Origin of the sequence: Methylobacterium sp. J-070 (assembly GCF_022829385.1) — a bacterium.
Taxonomy (GTDB): domain Bacteria; phylum Pseudomonadota; class Alphaproteobacteria; order Rhizobiales; family Beijerinckiaceae; genus Methylobacterium.
Window position 1 is genome coordinate 18,245 of the sequence record NZ_JAKSXX010000147.1, and the last position, 20,087, is coordinate 38,331.

The following is a 20,087-nucleotide window of genomic DNA, read 5'->3' on the forward strand; positions in this document are numbered from 1 at the left end:
CCGTCGGAGGTCTGAGTAGAGAGTCATGCCGAACGGCCACATCATCGTCGCCGACGACGACGCCGCCATCCGCACCGTGCTGAACCAAGCGCTGTCGCGGGCGGGCTACGAGGTCCGCTCGACGGGCAATTGCGCGACCCTCTGGCGCTGGGTCGCGCAGGGGGAGGGCGATCTGGTCATCACCGACGTGGTGATGCCCGACGAGAACGTGTTCGACCTCCTGCCGCGCATCAAGCGGGTGCGGCCGGAGCTGCCGATCATCGTGATGAGCGCGCAGAACACCTTCATGACGGCGATCCGCGCCTCCGAGCGGGGCGCCTACGAGTACCTGCCGAAACCCTTCGACCTGAAGGAGCTGATCGCCATCGTGGGCCGCGCGCTCTCGCGTCCCCGCGGGGCGCCCGCGCCCGGCGGCCCGCCGGAGAACGAAGACATCCCGCTGGTCGGGCGCTCGCCCGCCATGCAGGAGATCTATCGGGCACTCGCCCGGCTGATGCCCACCGACCTCACCGTGATGATCACCGGCGAATCCGGGACCGGCAAGGAGCTGGTGGCGCGGGCGCTGCACGATTACGGCCGCCGCCGCACCGGCCCGTTCGTGCCGGTCAACATGGCGGCGATCCCGCGGGACCTGATCGAGTCCGAGCTGTTCGGCCACGAGAAGGGCGCCTTCACGGGCGCCCTCCAGCGCTCGGCCGGCCGGTTCGAGCAGGCCGAGGGCGGCACGCTGTTCCTCGACGAGATCGGCGACATGCCCATGGAGGCGCAGACGAGGCTGCTGCGAGTGCTCCAGCAGGGCGAGTACACCACCGTGGGCGGCCGCGTCCCGATCCGCACCAACGTCCGCATCATCGCCGCCACCAACAAGGACCTGCGGGTCTCGATCCAGCAGGGCATCTTCCGCGAGGATCTGTTCTTCCGACTGAACGTCGTGCCGCTGCGGCTGCCGGCGCTGCGGGAGCGCTCCGAGGACGTGCCCGACCTGGTGCGCCACTTCTTCGTGCTGGTCGAGCGCGAGGGGCTCACGCGGAAATCGCTCGACGGCGACGCCATGGAGCGGCTCAAGCGCTACCGCTGGCCCGGCAACGTCCGCGAGCTGGAGAACCTCGTCCGGCGGCTCGCCGCCCTCTACCCGCAGGAGACCATCACCGGCCCGGTGATCGAGGCCGAGCTCGATACGCTGCCCCTCGCCACCCCGGCCTCCGGCACGGGCAACGGCGCGGCCCGCAAGGCCGGGGGCGACTCGGAGAGCCTGTCCAGCGCGGTGGAGCGCCACCTCTCGGACTACTTCTCGGGCTACCGGGACACGCTCCCGCCCCCCGGCCTGTATCACCGGATCCTGCGGGAGATCGAGGGTCCGCTGATCGGCGCGGCTCTCGCCGCCACCCGCGGCAACCAGATCCGCGCCGCCGAACTCCTCGGGGTCAACCGGAACACGCTGCGCAAGAAGGTGCGCGACCTCGACCTTCAGGTGTTCCGCACCGCGCGCTAGGCGGGGCGGGGGATCCCGGCCGCCGGCCGGGGCGTTCACCCCGGCGGCAGCGTCCAGATCCGCATCGGCCGCGCCAGGCCGCGCAGTTCCACGACCCCCACCGGCTCCAGGGTCCGGGCGCAGCGCTCGGCGAAGGAATCCGACACCAGGAGCGCGTGGCCCAGCGCCTCGCACTGGCTCTCGATCCGGCTCGCCTCGTTCACCGCCCGGCCGATGATCGTGAAATCGAGGCGCCGCCCGGTCCCGACATTGCCGTACACCACCGTGCCGAAATGGACGACGCAGTCCGCGGCGAGTTCCGGCAGCCCCGCCGCGCGGCGGCGCGCATTGAGGGCGACGTTGGCCGCGAGCGCCTCCGCGGCGGCGTCGAGGGCGCTGCCGCAGACCGGGCAGGGCAGGGCCCCGGCATCCGCAACCGGGAAGATCGCCAGGAACCCATCCCCGAGGAACTTCAGGATCTCGCCGCCGTGCCGCGCCACCGGGTCGCCGAGCGCGTCGAAATGCTCGTTGAGCCACGTGACCATGTCGGCTGAATCGGCCCGGTCGGACAGGGCCGTGAAGCCGCGCAGGTCCGTGAGCAGGATCGCGGCCGGGACGGCCCGCCCCTCGCCGCGCAGGATCTGCCCGTCGAGGACCCGCTCGGCGGTGGAGCGGCCGAGATAGGTGGCCGAGACCTCGCGCAGGGTGTTGGTCAGACCGATCTTGGCCACCGCCAGGGTCAGGAACGGCAGGATCTCGGCGATCGCCGCGAGATGCGCGTCGGCGAAGCCCGCGGGGGCGCGGCTGCAGAACGAGATCGCGACGCCGCGCAGGGCGGTGCCCGGCGCGAAGCCGACGATGTGGACCGCGTAGTCGGAACCGCCCTCGGCCCGCAGGTCCCGCAGGATCGGGAAGTCCGGCTCCGATCCCGGCGCGTCGAGGCGCCAGCGCCCGAAGGTCTCGTTCCGCTCTAAGAGCGCGTAGATCGGGCTGAGGCGCCAGCCGGATTCCTGCTCGGCCCCGTGGGGATTGGCCACGAAGGAGAGTCCCTCGCCGGCGTGCCAGCTCAAGCTGACGCCGCGCATCGTCGGATCGATGGCCGGGGTCATGACGCTGACCCGCCACAGGGGCACGCCCGCGCCGGCCAGCCCCTCGCAGAACCGCGCCAGCAGGGTGTCGTGGTCGTCCGTCGCGGTGGCGTGCCCGGCGATCCAGCGCGCGAGCTCCGTCATGTCCATCTGCTCTGGTCCGCCGCCTCGATCAGCCCCGGAGCGGTCACGGCCCGCGGAGACCGTTACCCGAGGATTGTGCATAGCTCCGTTAACCTTTCCGCGCGAGGCTCGCGCCATGGTCGTGCGCCGCCGGGTCAGAATGGTCGTTTTGCCGCTGGGTCTCTGGACCCTGTCGGCCCTCGTCGTCGGCTACTTCGTGTGGCAGGCCGAGAGCGGCAACCGCGGCCTCGAAGCCAAGAAGGCGCTGAAGATCCGCGCCTACGGCCTCAACCAGGAACTCGCCGCCGTGAAGGCGGAGCGCGCCACCTGGGAGCACCGCGTCGCCCTGCTCAAGAGCGATCAGATCGACCGCGACCTGCTGGAGGAGCGCGCGCGGATCGTCCTCGGCCGCGTCCACGCCAACGACGTGGTCATCATCACGCCCTGACCGGCGGGGCGCAGTATTCCCCAGTCCCGCAAGGCCTGCGCCGCGAAGATCCTCTGACAAGAGCGCCCGCCTGTCAGAGCGGCGGCCCTCGCTTTCCATCCGACGCTGTCCTACACCCCGACGAAGTCGCGTGGAATCACGGGGAGTGCGCCGATGGACGCCGCCAAGGATCCTGGCAAGGGGCCTGCCAAGGACGCTTCGTCCTCGCAATCGCCGGCGGAGAGCCCGCAGGCCGCCGAGGCGCACAAGCCTGCGCCGAACATGCCGCAATTCACCCGGGAGGAGGACCTCCACGCCTACCACGAGATGCTGCTGATCCGGCGCTTCGAGGAGAAGGCCGGCCAGCTCTACGGCATGGGCCTGATCGGCGGCTTCTGCCACCTCTATATCGGCCAGGAGGCCGTGGTGATCGGCATGCAGATGGCCTCGGTCGACGGCGACCAGGTCATCACCGGCTACCGCGACCACGGCCACATGCTGGCCTGCGGCATGGACCCGAAGGGCGTCATGGCCGAGCTGACCGGCCGCCGCGGCGGCTACAGCCGCGGCAAGGGCGGCTCGATGCACATGTTCTCCCGCGAGAAGCAGTTCTTCGGCGGCCACGGCATCGTCGGCGCGCAGGTCTCGCTCGGCACCGGCCTCGCCTTCGCCGACCATTACCGGGAGAACGGCAAGGTCAGCCTGACCTACATGGGCGACGGCGCCGCCAACCAGGGCCAGGTCTACGAGAGCTTCAACATGGCCGCGCTCTGGAAGCTGCCGGTCGTCTACGTGATCGAGAACAACCGCTACGCCATGGGCACCTCCGTGGCCCGGGCCTCGGCGCAGACGGACTTCTCGAAGCGCGGCCTCTCCTTCGGCATCCCCGGCGAGCAGGTCGACGGCATGGACGTGCGCACCGTGCGCGAGGCCGCTTCGCGGGCGATCGAGCACGCCCGCAGCGGCCAGGGCCCCTACATCCTGGAGATGCAGACCTACCGCTATCGCGGCCACTCGATGTCCGATCCCGCCAAGTACCGGACGAAGGACGAGGTCTCGAAGATGCGCGACGAGCACGACCCGATCGAGATGGTGCGCAAGCGCCTGCTCGAGCTGCACGGGGTGCCGGAGGCGGATCTCAAGGCGACGGACGCGAAGGTCCGCGAGACCGTGAACGCCTCGGCCGAGTTCGCCACCAACGATCCCGAGCCGGATCCCGCCGAGCTCTGGACCGACATCCTGCTGGACGCGCACGCCTGAGCGTGCGGACGCGACCGCTGGCCGCCCCCTTCACGAAAAGACGACCGCAGAGCTGAGCATGGCGACCGACATCCTGATGCCCGCCCTCTCGCCCACCATGGAGGAGGGCAAGCTCGCCAAGTGGCTGAAGAAGGAAGGCGATCCGATCAAGTCCGGCGACGTGCTGGCCGAGATCGAGACCGACAAGGCCACCATGGAGGTCGAGGCCATCGACGAGGGCGTCCTCGCCAAGATCCTGATCGCGGAGGGCACCGAGGGCGTGGCGGTCAACACGCCGATCGCCATCATCGCCGGCGAGGGCGAGGATCCGTCGAGCGTCCAGGCGGGCGGCGGCGCGAAACCCAACGGGACCGGCGGCCATCCGGCCCCGACCCCCGACATGCAGGCCGAGGGCCTGGCCGACAAGGCCGCGCCCGCCGCGAAATCCGGCGACGACGCGCCGAAGGCGCCCGCGGCGCCGGCCGTCATCACCAGCAAGGCCGACGAGCCGGTGATGGCGGAGTTCCCGGCCGACACGCCGATGGTGACCACCACGGTGCGCGAGGCCCTGCGCGACGCCATGGCCGAGGAGATGCGCCGCGACGGCGACGTCTTCGTCATGGGCGAGGAGGTCGCCGAGTACCAGGGCGCCTACAAGATCACCCAGAACCTGCTGCAGGAATTCGGCGCCAAGCGGGTGGTCGACACCCCGATCACCGAGCACGGCTTCGCCGGCATCGGCGTCGGCGCGGCGCTCGCCGGGCTGAAGCCGATCGTGGAGTTCATGACCTTCAACTTCGCCATGCAGGCGATCGACCACATCATCAACTCCGCGGCCAAGACCCTGTACATGTCCGGCGGCCAGCTCGGCTGCCCGATCGTGTTCCGCGGCCCCAACGGCGCGGCCGCCCGGGTCGGCGCCCAGCACAGCCACGACTACGCCGCCTGGTACTCCAACGTGCCCGGCCTCAAGGTGATCGCCCCCTACACGGCCTCGGACGCCAAGGGCCTGCTCAAGGCCGCGATCCGCGACCCGAACCCGGTGATCTTTCTCGAGAACGAAATCCTCTACGGCCAGTCCTTCCCGGTGCCGCAGCTCGACGACTTCGTGCTGCCGATCGGCAAGGCGAAGGTCCACCGCACCGGCAGCGACGTGACCATCGTGTCCTTCGCGATCGGCATGACCTACGCGCTCAAGGCCGCCCAGGCGCTGGCCGAGCAGGGGATCGAGGCGGAGGTCATCGACCTGCGCACGATCCGCCCGATGGATTCCGAGACGGTGGTCCGGTCGGTGAAGAAGACCGGCCGCTGCATCACCGTGGAGGAGGGGTTCCCGCAATCCGGCATCGGCGCCGAGATCGTGGCCCGCCTGATGGTCGACGCCTTCGACTACCTCGACGCCCCGGTCCTGCGCATCACCGGCAAGGACGTGCCGATGCCCTACGCGGCCAACCTCGAGAAGCTCGCCCTCCCCACGGTGGCGGAGGTCGTCGAGGCCGCCAAGAGCGTCTGCTACAAGTGACGGGCCGCGGGCGGGACACGCCATCCCGTCGCCGCCCCGGCAGGGGCCAAGGAACAGCCGGCGCGCCATGAGCAACGATTTCGCCGAACTCGCCATCCCGCCCGACGCCCAGGAACAGGGCGGCGTCGAGGTGCTGCGCGCCGCGGTGGTGGACGGCGCCGTGAGCGTCGCGCTCCGCCGCTCCTTCGACGATCCGGCGACCTGGGGCCGGCTCCTGGCCGACCTCGCCCGGCAGGCCGCCCGCGCCTACGCGCTGGAGACCGACATGTCGGAGGAGGAGGCGGTGGAGCGCATCCGCGCCGGATGGGAGGCCGAGGGGCTCGACCCCGGCGGCCTCAACTAGCGATGGTGTCCGACCATGGCTGAGGCGGCCGTCCGGCAGGCGACCTACGCGGATCTGGAAGCGGTCCCGGAGCATCTCGTCGCCGAGATCATCGACGGAGTGCTGGAGACGCATCCGCGGCCGCGGCCCCGGCACGCGATGGCGGCGTCCGACCTATCCTCCGTGCTGGGCACCCCGTTCCGCTATGGGCGTGGCGGTCCCGGAGGCTGGATCTTCATGATCGAACCGGAGCTTCATCTCGGCCCCGACGTGGTCGTGCCGGATCTCGCGGGTTGGCGCCGCGCGCGGATGCCGACCGAACCCGAGGACGCCTTCATCACGACCCCGCCGGACTGGGTCTGCGAGATCCTCTCGCCCTCCACCACCCGCCTCGACCGGGGTCCGAAGCGCCGCATCTACGCGGAAGCCTTGATCGGTCACCTCTGGCTGCTCGATCCGGCCGCGGGCGTGCTCGAAGGTTTCGCCCTCGCGGACGGGCGCTGGGTCCTCCTCGCCACGATCCAGCGCGGCGAGACCGTGGCGCTGCCGCCCTTCGACGCCGTCCCGTTTCCCCTCGACGACCTGTTCCCCTTCGACGATCCGGCCGCCCCGGCCTTGCCCGAGACCTGATGCCATGCCGATCAACGTGCTGATGCCCGCGCTCTCGCCCACCATGGAGAAGGGCAACCTCGCCAAGTGGCTGAAGAAGGAGGGCGATCCGATCAAGTCCGGCGACGTGCTGGCCGAGATCGAGACCGACAAGGCCACCATGGAGGTCGAGGCCATCGACGAGGGCGTCCTCGCCAAGATCCTCGTCCCCGAGGGCACCGCGGACGTGCCGGTCAACGACCTGATCGCCATCATCGCGGGCGAGGGCGAGGACCCGTCGAGCGTCCAGGCCGGCGGCGCGCCGAAGGCGGCCTCCAACGGGGCGGCCGAATCCAAGCCTGAGCCCAAGGCCGACGCCTCGGCGGCCGACCAGAACACCACGCCCGGCGGCGGCCACATGTCGTACGAGCGGGTCAACGCCGCGCCGGAGGGCGCGCAGCCGAGCGGCGCCCCGCAGGCGGGCGCGGCCGGATCCGGCGGACGGGTCTTCGCCTCGCCGCTCGCCCGGCGAATCGCCAAGCAGGAGGGCGTCGAGCTCGGCGCCGTCCAGGGCAGCGGGCCGCACGGCCGCATCATCGCCCGCGACGTCCAGGCCGCGAAGGCCTCCGGCGCCACCAGGGCGCCCGCGCCGCAGGCCGCCGCCGAGGCGCCGAAGGCGGCCGCCCCGAAGGCCGCCCCCGCGGCCGGCGCGCCGGCCGGCCTCACGGTCGATCAGGTCCGGGGCTTCTTCGCCAAGGATTCCTACGAGGAAGTGCCCCTCGACGGCATGCGCAAGACCATCGCCAAGCGCCTCACCGAGGCGATGCAGGTGGCCCCGCACTTCTACCTCACGGTGGATTGCGAGCTCGACGCCCTGATGAAGCTGCGCGAGACGCTGAACGGCGCCGCCGGCAAGGACAAGGACGGCAAGCCGGCCTTCAAGCTCTCGGTGAACGACTTCGTCATCAAGGCGATGGGCCTCGCGCTTACCCGGGTCCCGGCCGCCAACGCGGTCTGGGCCGAGGACCGGATCCTGCGCTTCAAGAACGCCGAGGTCGGGGTCGCGGTGGCGATCGACGGCGGGCTGTTCACCCCGGTGATCCGCAGGGCGAACGAGAAGACGCTCTCGACCATCTCCAACGAGATGAAGGATTTCGCGGCGCGCGCCCGGGCGAAGAAGCTGAAGCCGGAGGAATACCAGGGCGGCGTCACCTCGGTGTCGAACCTCGGCATGTTCGGGATCAAGCACTTCACGGCGGTGATCAACCCGCCGCAATCGAGCATCCTGGCGGTGGGCGCGGGCGAGAAGCGCGTCGTCGTGAAGGACGGGGCACCGGCGGTGGTCCAGGTGATGACCGCCACCCTGTCGTGCGACCACCGGGTGCTCGACGGGGCGCTCGGCGCGGAGCTGGTCTCGGCCTTCAAGGGGCTGATCGAGAACCCGATGGGCATGCTGGTGTGAGGGGCGACTCTGCTATGATCGCCTGAGCGATCAAAGGAGAGTCGCGTGTCCGAAGTTACCGATCTGGTTCTGCCGGTCCTTCAACGGATGCAGAGCGACATCGCCGAGGTGAAGCGCGATGTCGCAGCGATCAGGACGACCCTGACGGGTCATACCGAGAAGCTCGAAGAACTGGAGATCTACGTCGCCTACGAGACCGGCCTCGGCACGCAGGCGAAGGCGGATCTCCAGACGATCAAGAAGACGATCAAGGCCATGGAGCAGCGGCTAGGCGCGCTGGAGACCTCGTCCTGATCGCCGCGTCAACGACGGTGCGGGCGCGCGCCACACAGCGGAGAGCTGAGACACGATGTCCGACACCTACGACGTCCTCATTATCGGCGCCGGGCCCGGCGGCTACGTCACGGCGATCCGGGCGGCGCAGCTCGGCTTCAAGACCGCGGTGGTCGACCGCGAGCACCTGGGCGGCATCTGCCTGAACTGGGGCTGCATCCCCACCAAGGCCCTGCTCCGCTCGGCCGAGATCTACCACTACTTCCAGCACGCCGGCGATTACGGCCTGACCGCCGAGAAGGTCGGGTTCGACACGGCCGCGATCGTGAAGCGCTCGCGCGGGGTCTCGGGCCGGCTCAACGGCGGCGTCGGCATGCTGCTCAAGAAGAACAAGGTCGACGTGATCTGGGGCGAGGCCGCGGTCGACAGCGTCGCCAAGGGCAACCAGCCCGGCCAGGTCACCGTCACGGAGACCAAGCGCGCCGAGCCGCCGAAGGGCGCCAAGGGCGCCGGCACCTACAGCGCCAAGCACATCATCGTGGCGACCGGCGCCCGGCCCCGGGCGATCCCCGGCATCGAGCCCGACAAGAAGCTGATCTGGACCTACTACGAGGCCATGGTCCCCGAGACGATGCCCAAGAGCCTGCTGGTGATGGGCTCGGGCGCCATCGGCATCGAGTTCGCCTCGTTCTACCGGACCATGGGCGCCGAGGTGACCGTGGTCGAGCTGCTGCCGCAGATCCTGCCGGTGGAGGATGCCGAGATCGCAGGCCTCGCCCGCAAGCGCTTCGAGAAGCAGGGCATCAAGATCCTCACGGGCGCCAAGGTGACCAAGGTCGAGAAGGGTGCCGACTCGGTCACGGCGACCATCGAGGGCGGCGACGGAAAGTCACAGACCATCACGGCGGAGAAGCTGATCTCGGCGGTGGGCGTGGTCGGCAACATCGAGGGGATCGGCCTGGAAAAGCTCGGGGTTAAGATCGACCGCGGGATCGTGGTGACGGACGGGCTCGGCCGCACCAACGTGCCCGGCCTTTACGCCATCGGCGACGTCGCGGGCCCGCCGATGCTCGCCCACAAGGCCGAGCACGAGGGCGTCATCTGCATCGAGACGATCAAGGGCCTGCACACCCACCCGATGGACAAGGCCAAGATCCCGGGCTGCACCTACTGCCAGCCGCAGATCGCCAGCGTCGGGCTGACCGAGGCCAAGGCCAAGGAGCAGGGGTTTTCCGTGAAGGTCGGCCGCTTCCCCTTCGCGGGCAACGGCAAGGCGATCGCGCTCGGCGAGCCGGACGGGCTGATCAAGACCGTGTTCGACGCCAAGACCGGCCAGCTGCTCGGCGCCCACATGGTCGGCGCCGAGGTGACCGAGCTGATCCAGGGCTACGTGGTGGCGATGAACCTGGAGAGCACCGAGGAGGAGCTGATGCACACGGTGTTTCCGCACCCGACGCTCAGCGAGATGATGCACGAGAGCGTGCTGGATGCGTATGGGAAGGTGATCCATACGTAGGCGGACCTGGGTCCTGTGGTCGTCGACGCCAAGTCTCGGGCTCGACGACAATAGGACTTATCCGCGCCCCACCTCCACCGGCTCCGCCTCCTCCAGCGCCGGCACATACGCGCACCATTCACAGATCCCCCGCTCGGCCCCCCGCTTGGCATTCCGCTGCGAGCAGAGCGGGCACACCAAGAGGATCAGCCGCGCGCCGGAGCGCAGGGCCAACCCGCGGCCGCGGAACGTGACTTCGGTGGCGCCGTCCCCCAGGGGACGCTCGCGGATCCAGGCGCTCACGACGCGCCGCCCCCGGCCGGTCCCGCGCGCCGAAAAAGATCCGATCCCATCCGCATGCCGAAGCCGCCCCCCAGCCCTGCTGCCAAGATTGTTCCCGCAGGGATAAGCATTGAGCCGGCGAATGGCTCCGCTTGCGGCCGTGCAGCGGACCGGGATGCGCGCGCGGCCGATCGCCCGTATGAATCGCCGCGACACGGAGCGCGAGCGGGACGGGATTCGATGCAGGGCGAACACGACGCAGCGGCCGGCGGCCTTCCCACCTTCGCCGACGTGGCATGCGCCGCGGAGCGCATCGCCGGGGTGGCGCACCGCACACCGGTCCTGACCTCGCGCACCGCGGACGCGATGACCGGCGCGCGGCTATTCTTCAAGGCCGAGAACCTGCAGCGGGCCGGCGCCTTCAAGTTCCGCGGGGCCTACAACGCGATCAGCGCTTTGTCCGAAGCGGAGCGCGCCCGCGGGGTGATCACCTTCTCGTCGGGCAACCATGCCCAGGCCATCGCCCTGGCGAGCCGGCTCCTCGGCACCGCCGCCACGATCATCATGCCGGCGGACGCCCCCGCGGCGAAGATCGAGGGCACCCGGGGCTACGGCGCCGAGGTGGTCCTGTACGATCGCTACACCCAGGACCGGGAGGCCCTCGGCCGGGAGATCGCGGGGCCGCGGGGCCTGACGCTGATCCCGCCGTTCAATCATCCCGACGTCATCGCCGGGCAGGGCACGCTGGCTCAGGAGCTGATCGAGACGGCGGGGCCGCTCGACGTGCTGGTCGCCTGCCTGGGCGGCGGCGGACAGCTCGCCGGCTGCGCCCTCGCCGCGGCCGAGCTGTCGCCGGGCTGCCGGGTGATCGGCGTCGAGCCGGAGGCCGGCAACGACGGGCAGCGCTCGTTCCGCGAGGGCCGGATCGTGACGATCCCGGTGCCCCGCACCCTCGCCGACGGGGCGCAATCGACCGCCCTCGGCGACCTCACCTTCGCGCTCATCCGCCGGCACGTCGCCGACATCGTCACGGTCACGGACGCCCAGCTCGTGGAGACCATGCGGTTCTTCGCCAGCCGGATGAAGATCGTGGTCGAGCCGACCGGCTGCCTCGCGGCGGCGGCGGTGCTCAACGGGCTCGTGGATGTCCGGGACAAGCGCGTCGGCGTGGTGATCAGCGGCGGCAACGTCGACCTGGCGAGTTTCGCCCGGCTCGTCGGCGAGGCGGCCTGACGCGCGGAATGACCGGCCGGTGTGACCCGGGCGCGGTGGACCCGCCGCCGACGGATGCTTATCTTGTGTCTGTCAGAATGCGCGTCCCCGGGCCTTGAACCCGGTTGGGCGGGAGGGTGACGATGTCGACTGGGTTCAAGGTTCTCTCGCTGACCGATCGGGCCGCCGACCGGATCAAGGCGATCATGGCGGATGCCGACCGGCCGATCGCCGGCCTGCGGGTCGGCGTCCGCAACGGCGGCTGCGCGGGCATGTCGTACACGATGGAATACGCGGAAGGCGCCAAACCCGGCGAGGACGTGGTCGAGGATCGCGGCGTGCGGGTGTTCGTCGATCCAAAGGCGGTGCTGTTCCTGCTCGGCACCGAGATGGACTTCACCACCAACAAGCTGGCGTCCCAGTTCGTGTTCAACAACCCGAACCAGACCTCGGCCTGCGGCTGCGGCGAGTCGGTGGCGATCACGCCGGTCTCCGAGGACCGGATGCCGGCCCGGGCCTGATCCCGACGCCGCTCAGGCCACCTGCGACAGGGACTCGGCCGCGTCGTCCACGGCGCGGTTGCGGCCCGCGCGCTTGGCGGCGAACATGCACAGGTCGGCCCGCTCCATCAGCGAGGCCGGCGTGTCGCCCTGGCGCAGCACCGCCACGCCCAGCGAGACCGTGATCTTGCCGAGCGACTCGCCGGTGGAGCGCTTGATCAGCTCGCGCCCCATCACGCTGGCCCGGACGGTCTCGGCCAGCTGCCGGGCCCCGGCGCGGTCCACCCCGGGCAGCACGATGCCGAATTCCTCGCCGCCGAACCGGGCGAGCTGGGCCTGCTTGCCCGCGCTCTCGCGCATGACGATTGCCACGAGCCGCAGGACCTGATCGCCCGTCAGGTGGCCGTACAGGTCGTTGAAGCGCTTGAAGAAGTCGATGTCGAGGATGATCAGGCTCATCGGGCTCGGACGCAGACGCGCCGCCTCGACCGTCGCCTTCAGGGTCTCCTCGAACTGCTTGCGGTTCGACAGGCCGGTCAGGGTGTCGGTGAGGCTCTCGAGCCGGGTCGCCTCGAGGGTCTCGCGCAGGGTCTCGATCTCGCCGCGGGTGTCGCGCATCCGCGCTTCCAGGACCCGGTTGTTCACCGCCACCTCGCGGGTGGTGGAGACCAGCGTCGACAGGATCTCGCCCAGCCGCGCCCGGCTCGGGGGACCCTGCGCGAGGTCGAGGGCGAGCCCGCGCAGGGATTCGCCGTACTGGGCGGTGGAGCCGAGGGACAGGTCGAGGATCTCGGTCACCGCCGCGATCTCGGTCAGGATCATCCGGCCGACATCGTCGGCGGCATTCGCCAGCCGCCGCCCGTCCAGATAGGTCTCGTGCAGGTCGTCGATATCCAGCTCGGTCAGGCGGCCGTTCTGCGTGGTCAGGCGCTTCACCGCGTCGCCGAGCAGCGGGGATTCCCCCGACGCGTAGGCGTACCAGACGGCGTAGGCGCGCGGCGTCGCGCAGGGACCGTAATCGCGGATCAGGTCGTGGGTGCGCTTCGCCAGGGCGAAGCTGCGATCACGATCCGAAGGAATCTCGTGGCTCATCCCTGTCCCGCCGCCTCAAGTCGCCGACGCTTCGAAACGCCGCGGCCCGGAAATCAATCTAGGGCAGGGAAGTAGCCGGACAGTTAAGCCGTAGAGACGCCTGTTACTTCTCTTTCTTTGCCGAAACTGGACGAAGCAGGAAGGCCGGAACGTGCGAGCCGAGGCCGACGGGCGTGTCGCCGTCCGGCTCGGGCCGGCGCCCGCGTTCCTCGCGGCCGCCCTCGGGGCGCGGCCCCGACCGCCCCTCGTTGCGCGGCGCCGGACGTGCCTCGGTCCGCGGGGTCGCGGCACCACTGCGCCCGCCGCGCGACCGGGAGCGGCCCGCCGCCTCGCCGGTGGCCCGCATCTCTGCGGCCCCGGTCTCGGCCGTTGCGCTGTCCGCGGCCGGACGGTCCGGGGCCCGGTCCGCGGGCTTGCCCGACGCCCTGGCCGGACGCGCGCCGCGGCGGGTGTCGCCGGAGCGGCCGCGATGCCGGGTGCCGGTCTCGGCCGAGGACGCGGCCACCGTCGACAGGTCGCCGTCGAACCAGGGGATCGGCTGCCCGATGAGCGACTCGATCGCGCCGATGGATCGGGAATCCTCGGAGGAGGCCAGCGTGTAGGCCGTGCCCGACCGGCCGGCGCGGCCGGTGCGGCCGATCCGGTGGACGTAGTCTTCCGGATGATGCGGCACGTCGAAGTTGAAGACGTGGCTGACCGCCGGGATGTCGAGGCCGCGGGCCGCGACGTCGCTGGCGACGAGGAGCGCGGTCTCGCCGTTGCGGAAGGCGTCCAGGGCGGTCGTGCGCGCGCGCTGATCCATGTCGCCGTGGAGGGCCGCCGCGTCGAAGCCGTGGCTGACCAGCGACTTCTGCAGCAGGGCGACGTCGCGCTTGCGGTTGCAGAAGATGATCCCGTTCTTCAGCGCGGCCTCGCCGCGGATCAGGTCGCGCAGGCGCTCGCGCTTGGCCTGCCCCTCGGCGCCGGTGGCGACGAGGCGCTGCGTGATCGTCGCGGCGGTGGAGGCGGGCCGGGCCACCTCGACCCGCTGCGGGTTGTGCAGGAACATGTCCGCCAGCCGCTCGATCTCCGGCGGCATGGTGGCGGAGAAGAACAGGGTCTGCCGGGTGAACGGCACCATCTTCACGATGCGCTCGATATCGGGAATGAACCCCATGTCGAGCATGCGGTCGGCCTCGTCGATCACCAGCAGCTCGACCCCGGTGAGCAGCAGCTTGCCGCGCTCGAAATGGTCGAGGAGGCGGCCCGGCGTGGCGATCAGCACGTCGGTGCCGCGCATGAGCTTGGCGTCCTGCTCGGCGAAGGAGACGCCGCCGATGATCAGCGCGACGTTGAGCTTGTGGTTGGTGCCGTAGCGGTCGAAGTTCTCGACCACCTGGGCCGCCAGCTCGCGGGTCGGCTCGAGGATCAGCGTCCGCGGCATCCGGGCGCGGGCCCGGCCATTCTCCAGGAGCGTCAGCATCGGCAGCGTGAACGCCGCGGTCTTGCCGGTGCCGGTCTGGGCGATGCCGAGGACGTCGCGGCGTGCCAGGACATGGGGAATGGCCTCGGCCTGGATCGGCGTCGGTTCGGTGTAACCCGCCGTCTCGACGGCGTTCAGGACTTTTTCGCTCAGTCCCAGGTCGGTAAAAGGCATCTGCGTTCAGGAACCGTTGCGCGCCGAGCCGGCGCGATGGACACCGTCGCGGCAACGGCTGGGGAAGGCTCGCGCGGGAATCTCCCGGGGCCGCAGGGCGCATGGTCCCTGTCAGTTAGGGGCTTGGCGCGGCTTGTCAATCTCACAATGCCCATCGGCGCGCCATCGCGCACAGGCGATCGCGGCCGGTCAGGGCCTCACGGCGTCGGCCGCGGGGACCAGGCAGGGGTTCAGACGCGCGGCCCGGGCGGCGTCGGCGGCGATCGCACCGGTCGTTTCGGGATCGACCGGCGCCCGCGGCGCGTCGAGGGCCAGCCGGACGGCGCCCTCGTCGGGCTGGCTCAACCGCGCGAGCTGGAGGGCGGCGATCACGGCCAGGAGCCCGACGAACCCCGCCATCCGCAGCGCCCAGGGGAGGGGCCCCGCCACCCGGGCGGGGGCGGCCCGGTCCGGGCTCGCGGCAGCGGCATGCGGTCCGGCCTGGCCGTCCGGGGGCCGGCGCCTGCCGAAGGGCCTGACGCCCCGGTCGTCGCCTCTGTGCATGGCAGGTCTCTCGGCCGAGCCACAAGCCGGCCCTCGACGCCGGACCTTCGGGGAACAGGGTTAACCGCCACCTTACGGCGGCGCGAATGCCCCACCCTCAGTTGTGCCAGAATATAACGACCACCCGCGCGGCACCTCCGCGGTGCGCGGGATGATCTCCCGGGTCTCACCGGCGGCCGCCACAGCATCGTGGCCTTGCCCTCCGGCTAGTCTTCCCGGTTTCTCGGCCATAGACTCGGATTGCCCCGCGCCGATTGTGCCGGGAGCTCGGGGATACGTCTCATTAGTCTTCATCTTTCGTTGACGGGAAACCGCTAGTCTGACGGTGCTTGTTGCAGGAAAGCGACAGACCCGCCGATCGAGAGCGCCTAGAAGGCTGCCGGCTCAAGCTAACCAGGACCTTTGGAATCATGAAGAAGCTTCTCCTTGCGTCGACCGTTCTTGCGGGCATGACCGTCACAGCATCCGCGGCCGATCTTCCCCGCCGCGCCGCTCCGCCGCCAGTGTTCACGCCGGTTCCCGTCTTCACCTGGACCGGCTTCTACTTCGGTGTGAACGCCGGCTACGGCTTCGATGCCAACAGCCGCAACACCACCAACTACGCCCTGCCGTACGGCTCGGTGGTCAACTCGCCCGATACCAACGCCGTCATCAGCGTCAACAACCGCAACAACAACGACGGTTTCACCGGCGGCGCCCAGATCGGCTATAACTATCAGTTCACGCCGGGCTCGGGCTTCGTGGTCGGTTTCGAGGCTGACGCGCAGTACGTCGACTTCGCCCGCCGCGCCAACGGCACGCAGAACTACACGGGCGTCGGCGCCCCGGGCTACGCCTTCTCGCCGCCGCGCGCCTACGTGGCCACCAGCGGCAACGGCCTCGACTACTTCGGCACCGTGCGCGGCCGCCTCGGCTACGCCTTCGACCGCACCCTCGTGTACGGCACCGGCGGCTTCGCCTACGGCTCGGGCCAGGACGACCAGAACTTCGCCGGCAACCGCTTCCGCGACAGCTTCCGCACCGGCTACGCCGTCGGCGGCGGCATCGAGTACGCCCTGCCCACCGACTCGTTCCTGAACTTCTTCAAGTCCTCGGCCGTGACGCTGAAGGTCGAAGGCCTGTACGTGAACCTCGACCGTCAGAAGAACGCCGCCAGCGGCGTGTTCTACCCGACGATCCTGGCCCCGAACGGCACCGCCTACCTGAACGGCGCCGCCGCCAACACCGAGTTCGCGGTCGTCCGCGCCGGCGTCAACTACAAGTTCGGCTCGTACTGAGACCGGACATCGGAGCCGGCACCGCCGGCTCCATGCATGGGAAGGGCCCGGCCGCATGGTCGGGCCCTTTCGCGTGTCCGGGCTCGTTCGCGTGTCCGGACCACGGCCGGCGCGGGTGCGACATGCGGGTCCGGAACCGGGCCGGCATCAGACGATTGGCCCGGCGGCGCCGCATCGCGAGCGGGCGCTCCGGAGCGATCAGCCGTGCGCAGCCCAATCCTCCCTCTCGCGCTGGCGGTCTTCGGCCTCTCCGGCACGCCAGTCGGCGCGCAGGACGCCACCGTGATCGGCAACAACACGGTGCTGCCCGGAACCGGACCGGGCACCGCGACGGACGGCAGCAGCGCCGGCCGGATGATGGAGGCCGCGAGCGCCGAGGATGCCGCCAAGCGTCAGGGGCTCAAGCCGGCCGCGTTCCTCGCCACGACGATGATCGGCGTGGAGGTGCGCAACGCCGCCGGCGAGAGCGTCGGCAAGATCGACGATCTCCTGATCACCGACGGCGGGACGTTCAAGGCGGTGGTGATCGATGTCGGCGGATTTCTCGGACTGGGCAGCAAGCGCATCGCGGTGGATCCCGGCGCGCTGGTCCTGCGGCCGGGGGGGAGCCGCTTCTCGGCGATCCTCACCCTGAGCCGGGACACGGTGGCGGCGGCTCAGCCCTTCGACCCGGCGAAGGCGATCCCCGGGCGCTGACCGCCGTCCCGGGGACCGCGACCGCCCTCAGATATCCAGGTCCGCCCCCTCGGCGAAGGCCGCGCGCTCGCTGATGAAGGCGAAGCGGGCCTCGGGCTTGTTGCCCATCAGGCGCTCGACCGTGTCGCCGGTGGACTCCCGGGCCTCGTCCAGGACCGCGACGCGCAGGAGCGTGCGCTTCTTCGGGTCCATGGTGGTCTCCTTGAGCTGGGCCGGCATCATCTCGCCCAGGCCCTTGAACCGCCCGATCTCGACCTTGCCGCCCTTGAACACCGTCTTGGTGATGCGCTCCCGGTCGGCATCGTCCCGGGCATAGGCCACCTTCGAGCCCTGCTGCAGCCGGTAGAGCGGCGGGATCGCCAGGTAGAGGTGGCCGCGGTCGATCAGCTTCGGCATCTGCCGGTAGAAGAAGGTGATCAGCAGCGAGGCGATGTGGGCGCCGTCGACGTCGGCGTCCGTCATGATGATCACCTTGTCGTAGCGCAAGTCCGTCTCGCGGAAGGCCGCGCCGGTGCCGCAGCCGAGCGCCAGCGTCAGGTCCGAGATCAGCTGGTTGGCGCCGAGCTTGTCGCGCGACGCCGAGGCGACGTTGAGGATCTTGCCGCGCAAGGGGAGGATCGCCTGGGTCGCCCGGTCGCGGGCCTGCTTGGCCGAGCCGCCGGCCGAGTCGCCCTCGACGATGAAGATCTCCGAGCCCGCGGTGCCGGCCGCCGAGCAATCGGCGAGCTTGCCGGGCAGGCGCAGCTTCCGGGTCGCGCTCTTGCGGGCGACCTCCTTCTCCTGGCGGCGGCGCAGGCGCTCCTCGGCCCGGTCGATCACCCAGTCGAGCAGCTTGTTGGCCTGCGCCGGGGAGGCGGCGAGCCAGTGGTCGAAGGCGTCCCGCACCGCCGTCTCGACGATGCGCTGCGCCTCCACGGTGGCGAGCTTGTCCTTGGTCTGGCCCTGGAACTCGGGCTCGCGGATGAACACCGACAGCATCGACGCGCAGGTGGCCATGACGTCGTCGGTGGTCACCGCCGTCATGCGCTTGGCCTGGTTCACCCGCTCGGCATGCTCGCGCAGGCCCCGCAGCAGGGCGACGCGCAGGCCGGCCTCGTGGGTGCCGCCCTCCGGCGTCGGGATCGTGTTGCAGTAGGAATGCGAGACCCCGTCGTCGGCGACCATCCAGGCCACCGCCCATTCCAGCGACCCGTGGGAGCCCGGCTTGGTGATCTTGCCGGTGAACATCGCCTCGGTGACCAGCTCCTTGCCGTCGATGTCCCGGGCGAGGTAGTCGCGCAACCCGTCGGGGAAGCGGTGCACGGCCTCGGCCGGCACGCCCTCCAGCCCCTCGAGGAGGGCGGGGGCGCAGCGCCAGCGGATCTCGACGCCGCCGAACAGGTAGGCCTTCGAGCGCGCCATCTTGAACAGGCGGCGCGGGTCGAACTTCAGCGAGCCGAAGATCTCGGCATCGGGGTGGAAGCGCACCCGCGTCCCGCGCCGGTTCTGCACCCGCCCGACCAGCTCCAGCGCCCCCTGCGCGTGACCGCGCGAGAACGTCTGGCGATAGAGGGTCTGGTTGCGGGCGACCTCGACCTCCAGCACGTCGGAGAGCGCGTTCACCACCGAGATGCCGACGCCGTGCAGGCCGCCGGAGGTCTCGTAGACCTTCGAGTCGAACTTACCTCCGGCGTGCAGCGTGGTCATGATGACCTCGAGCGCCGACTTGCCTGGGAATTTCGGATGCGGGTCCACCGGGATGCCGCGGCCGTTGTCGGTGATCACCAGGGAGCCGGATTCCTCCAGCTCCACCTCGATGAAGCTGGCGTGGCCGGCCACCGCCTCGTCCATGGAATTGTCGATCACCTCGGCGAAGAGGTGGTGCAGCGCCCGCTCGTCGGTGCCGCCGATATACATGCCGGGCCGGCGCCGGACCGGCTCCAGACCCTCCAGCACCTCGATGTCGGACGCGGTGTAGCCGGCCTCGGGCTCGGCCGCCGCGAGGGTCGGCACGGAGGTCGAGGCGGCCAAGCGCCGCCGCGCCTCGGGCGGCCGGGCGGCGGGCCCCTTGCTACCCGGCCCGAACAGGTCGCGCGCCGGATCGCTCACGCGCGGCCTCCGCGCGCGGGGGGCGTCGCTCGGCTCCGGCTCGCGCAGACGGTTCTGGAGAGGACGGGTCTGGGATTTCGGAGCATGCGCCTTCATCCCCGCATGGTAGCGGAACAAAACAGAAACATCAAAGCCCTTCGCCTGCGGGCGATGGGGCCACATCATCGCATGTTGCGCCGCCGCGAGCGAGGGCCGGCGCGGAGCCGCCGTCCGGGACGGCCGCGCCGTCCGTCATCACGACGTTGCACAACAAAGGGTTAAAGCTTTCCCGCGGGCTGTCCGTCCAATCTCGGCAGTTCTCCACCGGAACGGCGCGGGCGGATGGACGTTATCGAGGGAGATGTGACTTGACCGTGGTCACGGAGCCGCTGTCCGGGGAGTTGCAGTCGATGAGTGACGCCGCAATCGAGGCGCGCCGCCTCACCCTGATCCGGTTCGAGCACGCCGCCGGCGCCGCCTTCGGGTTCGAGGACGAGGCGGTCGGCCTCCCCCAGACCCGCGCCCTGGTGAACGCCACGACGATCGCGCTGGCGACCTTCGCGACCGCAGTGGCGGCGACCATCACCTACCTGGTCTGAGCCAGACAGGATCTGCTCAGCGCGTCCTATCTTCGCAACGACGGGTTGCGCACGCCGTCGCGGGGCCGGCACAATCTCCAAGTCACACCCTCATTCTGAGGTGCCTGAGCGGAGCGGCAGCCTCGCAGGAGGCGTTAGGAAGCCCTTGCAATCCGTGGCGCCCGCCCTCGCGG

20 protein-coding genes are annotated in these 20,087 nt (G+C 70.4%); 14 read left to right on the forward strand and 6 right to left on the reverse strand.

All coding sequences use genetic code 11. The annotated features are described in order from the left end of the window. Positions 1-25 precede the first annotated feature (25 nt). Positions 26-1,492, forward strand: a complete 1,467-nt coding sequence (ntrC, locus tag MKL01_RS14625) for a nitrogen regulation protein NR(I) (protein WP_243905939.1) — start codon at positions 26-28, stop codon at positions 1,490-1,492. 35 nt (positions 1,493-1,527) lie between these two features. On the opposite strand, the gene MKL01_RS14630 is transcribed toward ntrC, so the two are convergent. Then, positions 1,528-2,709 carry an adenylate/guanylate cyclase domain-containing protein gene (locus MKL01_RS14630; RefSeq protein WP_243905940.1) on the reverse strand — a complete coding sequence of 394 codons (1,182 nt, stop codon included), beginning with the start codon at positions 2,707-2,709 and terminating at the stop codon, positions 1,528-1,530. Between the two features lie 109 nt (positions 2,710-2,818). On the opposite strand from MKL01_RS14630, the gene MKL01_RS14635 reads away from it, so the two are divergent. The 8 genes from MKL01_RS14635 to lpdA all read left to right on the forward strand — a co-directional run bounded on the left by MKL01_RS14635 (position 2,819) and on the right by lpdA (position 10,031). After that, a complete protein-coding gene (locus tag MKL01_RS14635; RefSeq protein WP_243905941.1) occupies positions 2,819-3,130 on the forward strand; it encodes an FtsB family cell division protein in 312 nt (103 codons plus the stop codon). A 153-nt stretch (positions 3,131-3,283) separates the two neighbouring features. Further along, complete coding sequence (gene pdhA, locus MKL01_RS14640; RefSeq protein ID WP_409566258.1) at positions 3,284-4,369, forward strand: pyruvate dehydrogenase (acetyl-transferring) E1 component subunit alpha; 1,086 nt, start codon at positions 3,284-3,286, stop codon at positions 4,367-4,369. Positions 4,370-4,427: 58 nt separating this feature from the next. Continuing rightward, the gene (locus MKL01_RS14645) at positions 4,428-5,870 is read left to right on the forward strand and encodes a pyruvate dehydrogenase complex E1 component subunit beta (protein WP_243905942.1); all 1,443 of its coding nucleotides are present in this window, start codon (positions 4,428-4,430) and stop codon (positions 5,868-5,870) included. Between the two features lie 67 nt (positions 5,871-5,937). Continuing rightward, complete coding sequence (locus MKL01_RS14650; RefSeq protein WP_243905943.1) at positions 5,938-6,213, forward strand: DUF5076 domain-containing protein; 276 nt, start codon at positions 5,938-5,940, stop codon at positions 6,211-6,213. 15 nt (positions 6,214-6,228) lie between these two features. After that, on the forward strand, positions 6,229-6,822 hold the full coding sequence (locus tag MKL01_RS14655; RefSeq protein ID WP_243905944.1) for a Uma2 family endonuclease: 594 nt from the start codon (positions 6,229-6,231) through the stop codon (positions 6,820-6,822). A 4-nt stretch (positions 6,823-6,826) separates the two neighbouring features. Beyond that, entirely contained in the window at positions 6,827-8,242 is a 1,416-nt protein-coding gene (locus MKL01_RS14660; protein WP_243905945.1) for a pyruvate dehydrogenase complex dihydrolipoamide acetyltransferase, read from the forward strand. Between the two features lie 45 nt (positions 8,243-8,287). Then, positions 8,288-8,536 carry a hypothetical protein gene (locus MKL01_RS14665; RefSeq protein WP_243905946.1) on the forward strand — a complete coding sequence of 83 codons (249 nt, stop codon included), beginning with the start codon at positions 8,288-8,290 and terminating at the stop codon, positions 8,534-8,536. A gap of 55 nt (positions 8,537-8,591) precedes the next feature. Beyond that, positions 8,592-10,031: a dihydrolipoyl dehydrogenase gene (gene lpdA, locus MKL01_RS14670; RefSeq protein WP_243905947.1), complete on the forward strand. Its 1,440-nt coding sequence runs from the start codon at positions 8,592-8,594 to the stop codon at positions 10,029-10,031. Positions 10,032-10,088: 57 nt separating this feature from the next. On the opposite strand, the gene MKL01_RS14675 is transcribed toward lpdA, so the two are convergent. Further along, on the reverse strand, positions 10,089-10,313 hold the full coding sequence (locus MKL01_RS14675) for a hypothetical protein (RefSeq protein ID WP_243905948.1): 225 nt from the start codon (positions 10,311-10,313) through the stop codon (positions 10,089-10,091). 219 nt (positions 10,314-10,532) lie between these two features. Between MKL01_RS14675 and MKL01_RS14680 the strand changes: the two genes are divergently transcribed. Together MKL01_RS14680 and MKL01_RS14685 are read left to right on the forward strand one after the other, a co-directional pair. Beyond that, the gene (locus tag MKL01_RS14680; protein WP_243905949.1) at positions 10,533-11,525 is read left to right on the forward strand and encodes a threo-3-hydroxy-L-aspartate ammonia-lyase; all 993 of its coding nucleotides are present in this window, start codon (positions 10,533-10,535) and stop codon (positions 11,523-11,525) included. Between the two features lie 122 nt (positions 11,526-11,647). After that, on the forward strand, positions 11,648-12,025 hold the full coding sequence (locus MKL01_RS14685; RefSeq protein WP_243905950.1) for a HesB/IscA family protein: 378 nt from the start codon (positions 11,648-11,650) through the stop codon (positions 12,023-12,025). Positions 12,026-12,037: 12 nt separating this feature from the next. Here MKL01_RS14685 and MKL01_RS14690 read toward each other — a convergent pair whose 3' ends face one another. From MKL01_RS14690 to MKL01_RS14700, 3 genes are all read right to left on the reverse strand, one after another. Further along, complete coding sequence (locus MKL01_RS14690) at positions 12,038-13,096, reverse strand: GGDEF domain-containing protein (protein ID WP_243905951.1); 1,059 nt, start codon at positions 13,094-13,096, stop codon at positions 12,038-12,040. Between the two features lie 103 nt (positions 13,097-13,199). Next, on the reverse strand, positions 13,200-14,732 hold the full coding sequence (locus MKL01_RS14695) for a DEAD/DEAH box helicase (protein ID WP_243905952.1): 1,533 nt from the start codon (positions 14,730-14,732) through the stop codon (positions 13,200-13,202). A gap of 189 nt (positions 14,733-14,921) precedes the next feature. Beyond that, complete coding sequence (locus tag MKL01_RS14700; RefSeq protein ID WP_243905953.1) at positions 14,922-15,275, reverse strand: hypothetical protein; 354 nt, start codon at positions 15,273-15,275, stop codon at positions 14,922-14,924. 410 nt (positions 15,276-15,685) lie between these two features. Here MKL01_RS14700 and MKL01_RS14705 point away from each other — a divergent pair, with 410 nt between their 5' ends. Beyond that, positions 15,686-16,552 (forward strand): outer membrane protein, encoded by an 867-nt coding sequence (locus tag MKL01_RS14705; RefSeq protein ID WP_243905954.1) that lies wholly within the window; start codon positions 15,686-15,688, stop codon positions 16,550-16,552. 204 nt (positions 16,553-16,756) lie between these two features. After that, on the forward strand, positions 16,757-17,248 hold the full coding sequence (locus MKL01_RS14710; protein WP_243905955.1) for a PRC-barrel domain-containing protein: 492 nt from the start codon (positions 16,757-16,759) through the stop codon (positions 17,246-17,248). Between the two features lie 27 nt (positions 17,249-17,275). On the opposite strand, the gene parE is transcribed toward MKL01_RS14710, so the two are convergent. After that, complete coding sequence (parE, locus tag MKL01_RS14715) at positions 17,276-19,336, reverse strand: DNA topoisomerase IV subunit B (RefSeq protein WP_243905956.1); 2,061 nt, start codon at positions 19,334-19,336, stop codon at positions 17,276-17,278. Between the two features lie 389 nt (positions 19,337-19,725). Between parE and MKL01_RS14720 the strand changes: the two genes are divergently transcribed. Beyond that, positions 19,726-19,914: a hypothetical protein gene (locus tag MKL01_RS14720; protein ID WP_243905957.1), complete on the forward strand. Its 189-nt coding sequence runs from the start codon at positions 19,726-19,728 to the stop codon at positions 19,912-19,914. The last annotated feature ends 173 nt before the right edge of the window (positions 19,915-20,087 follow it).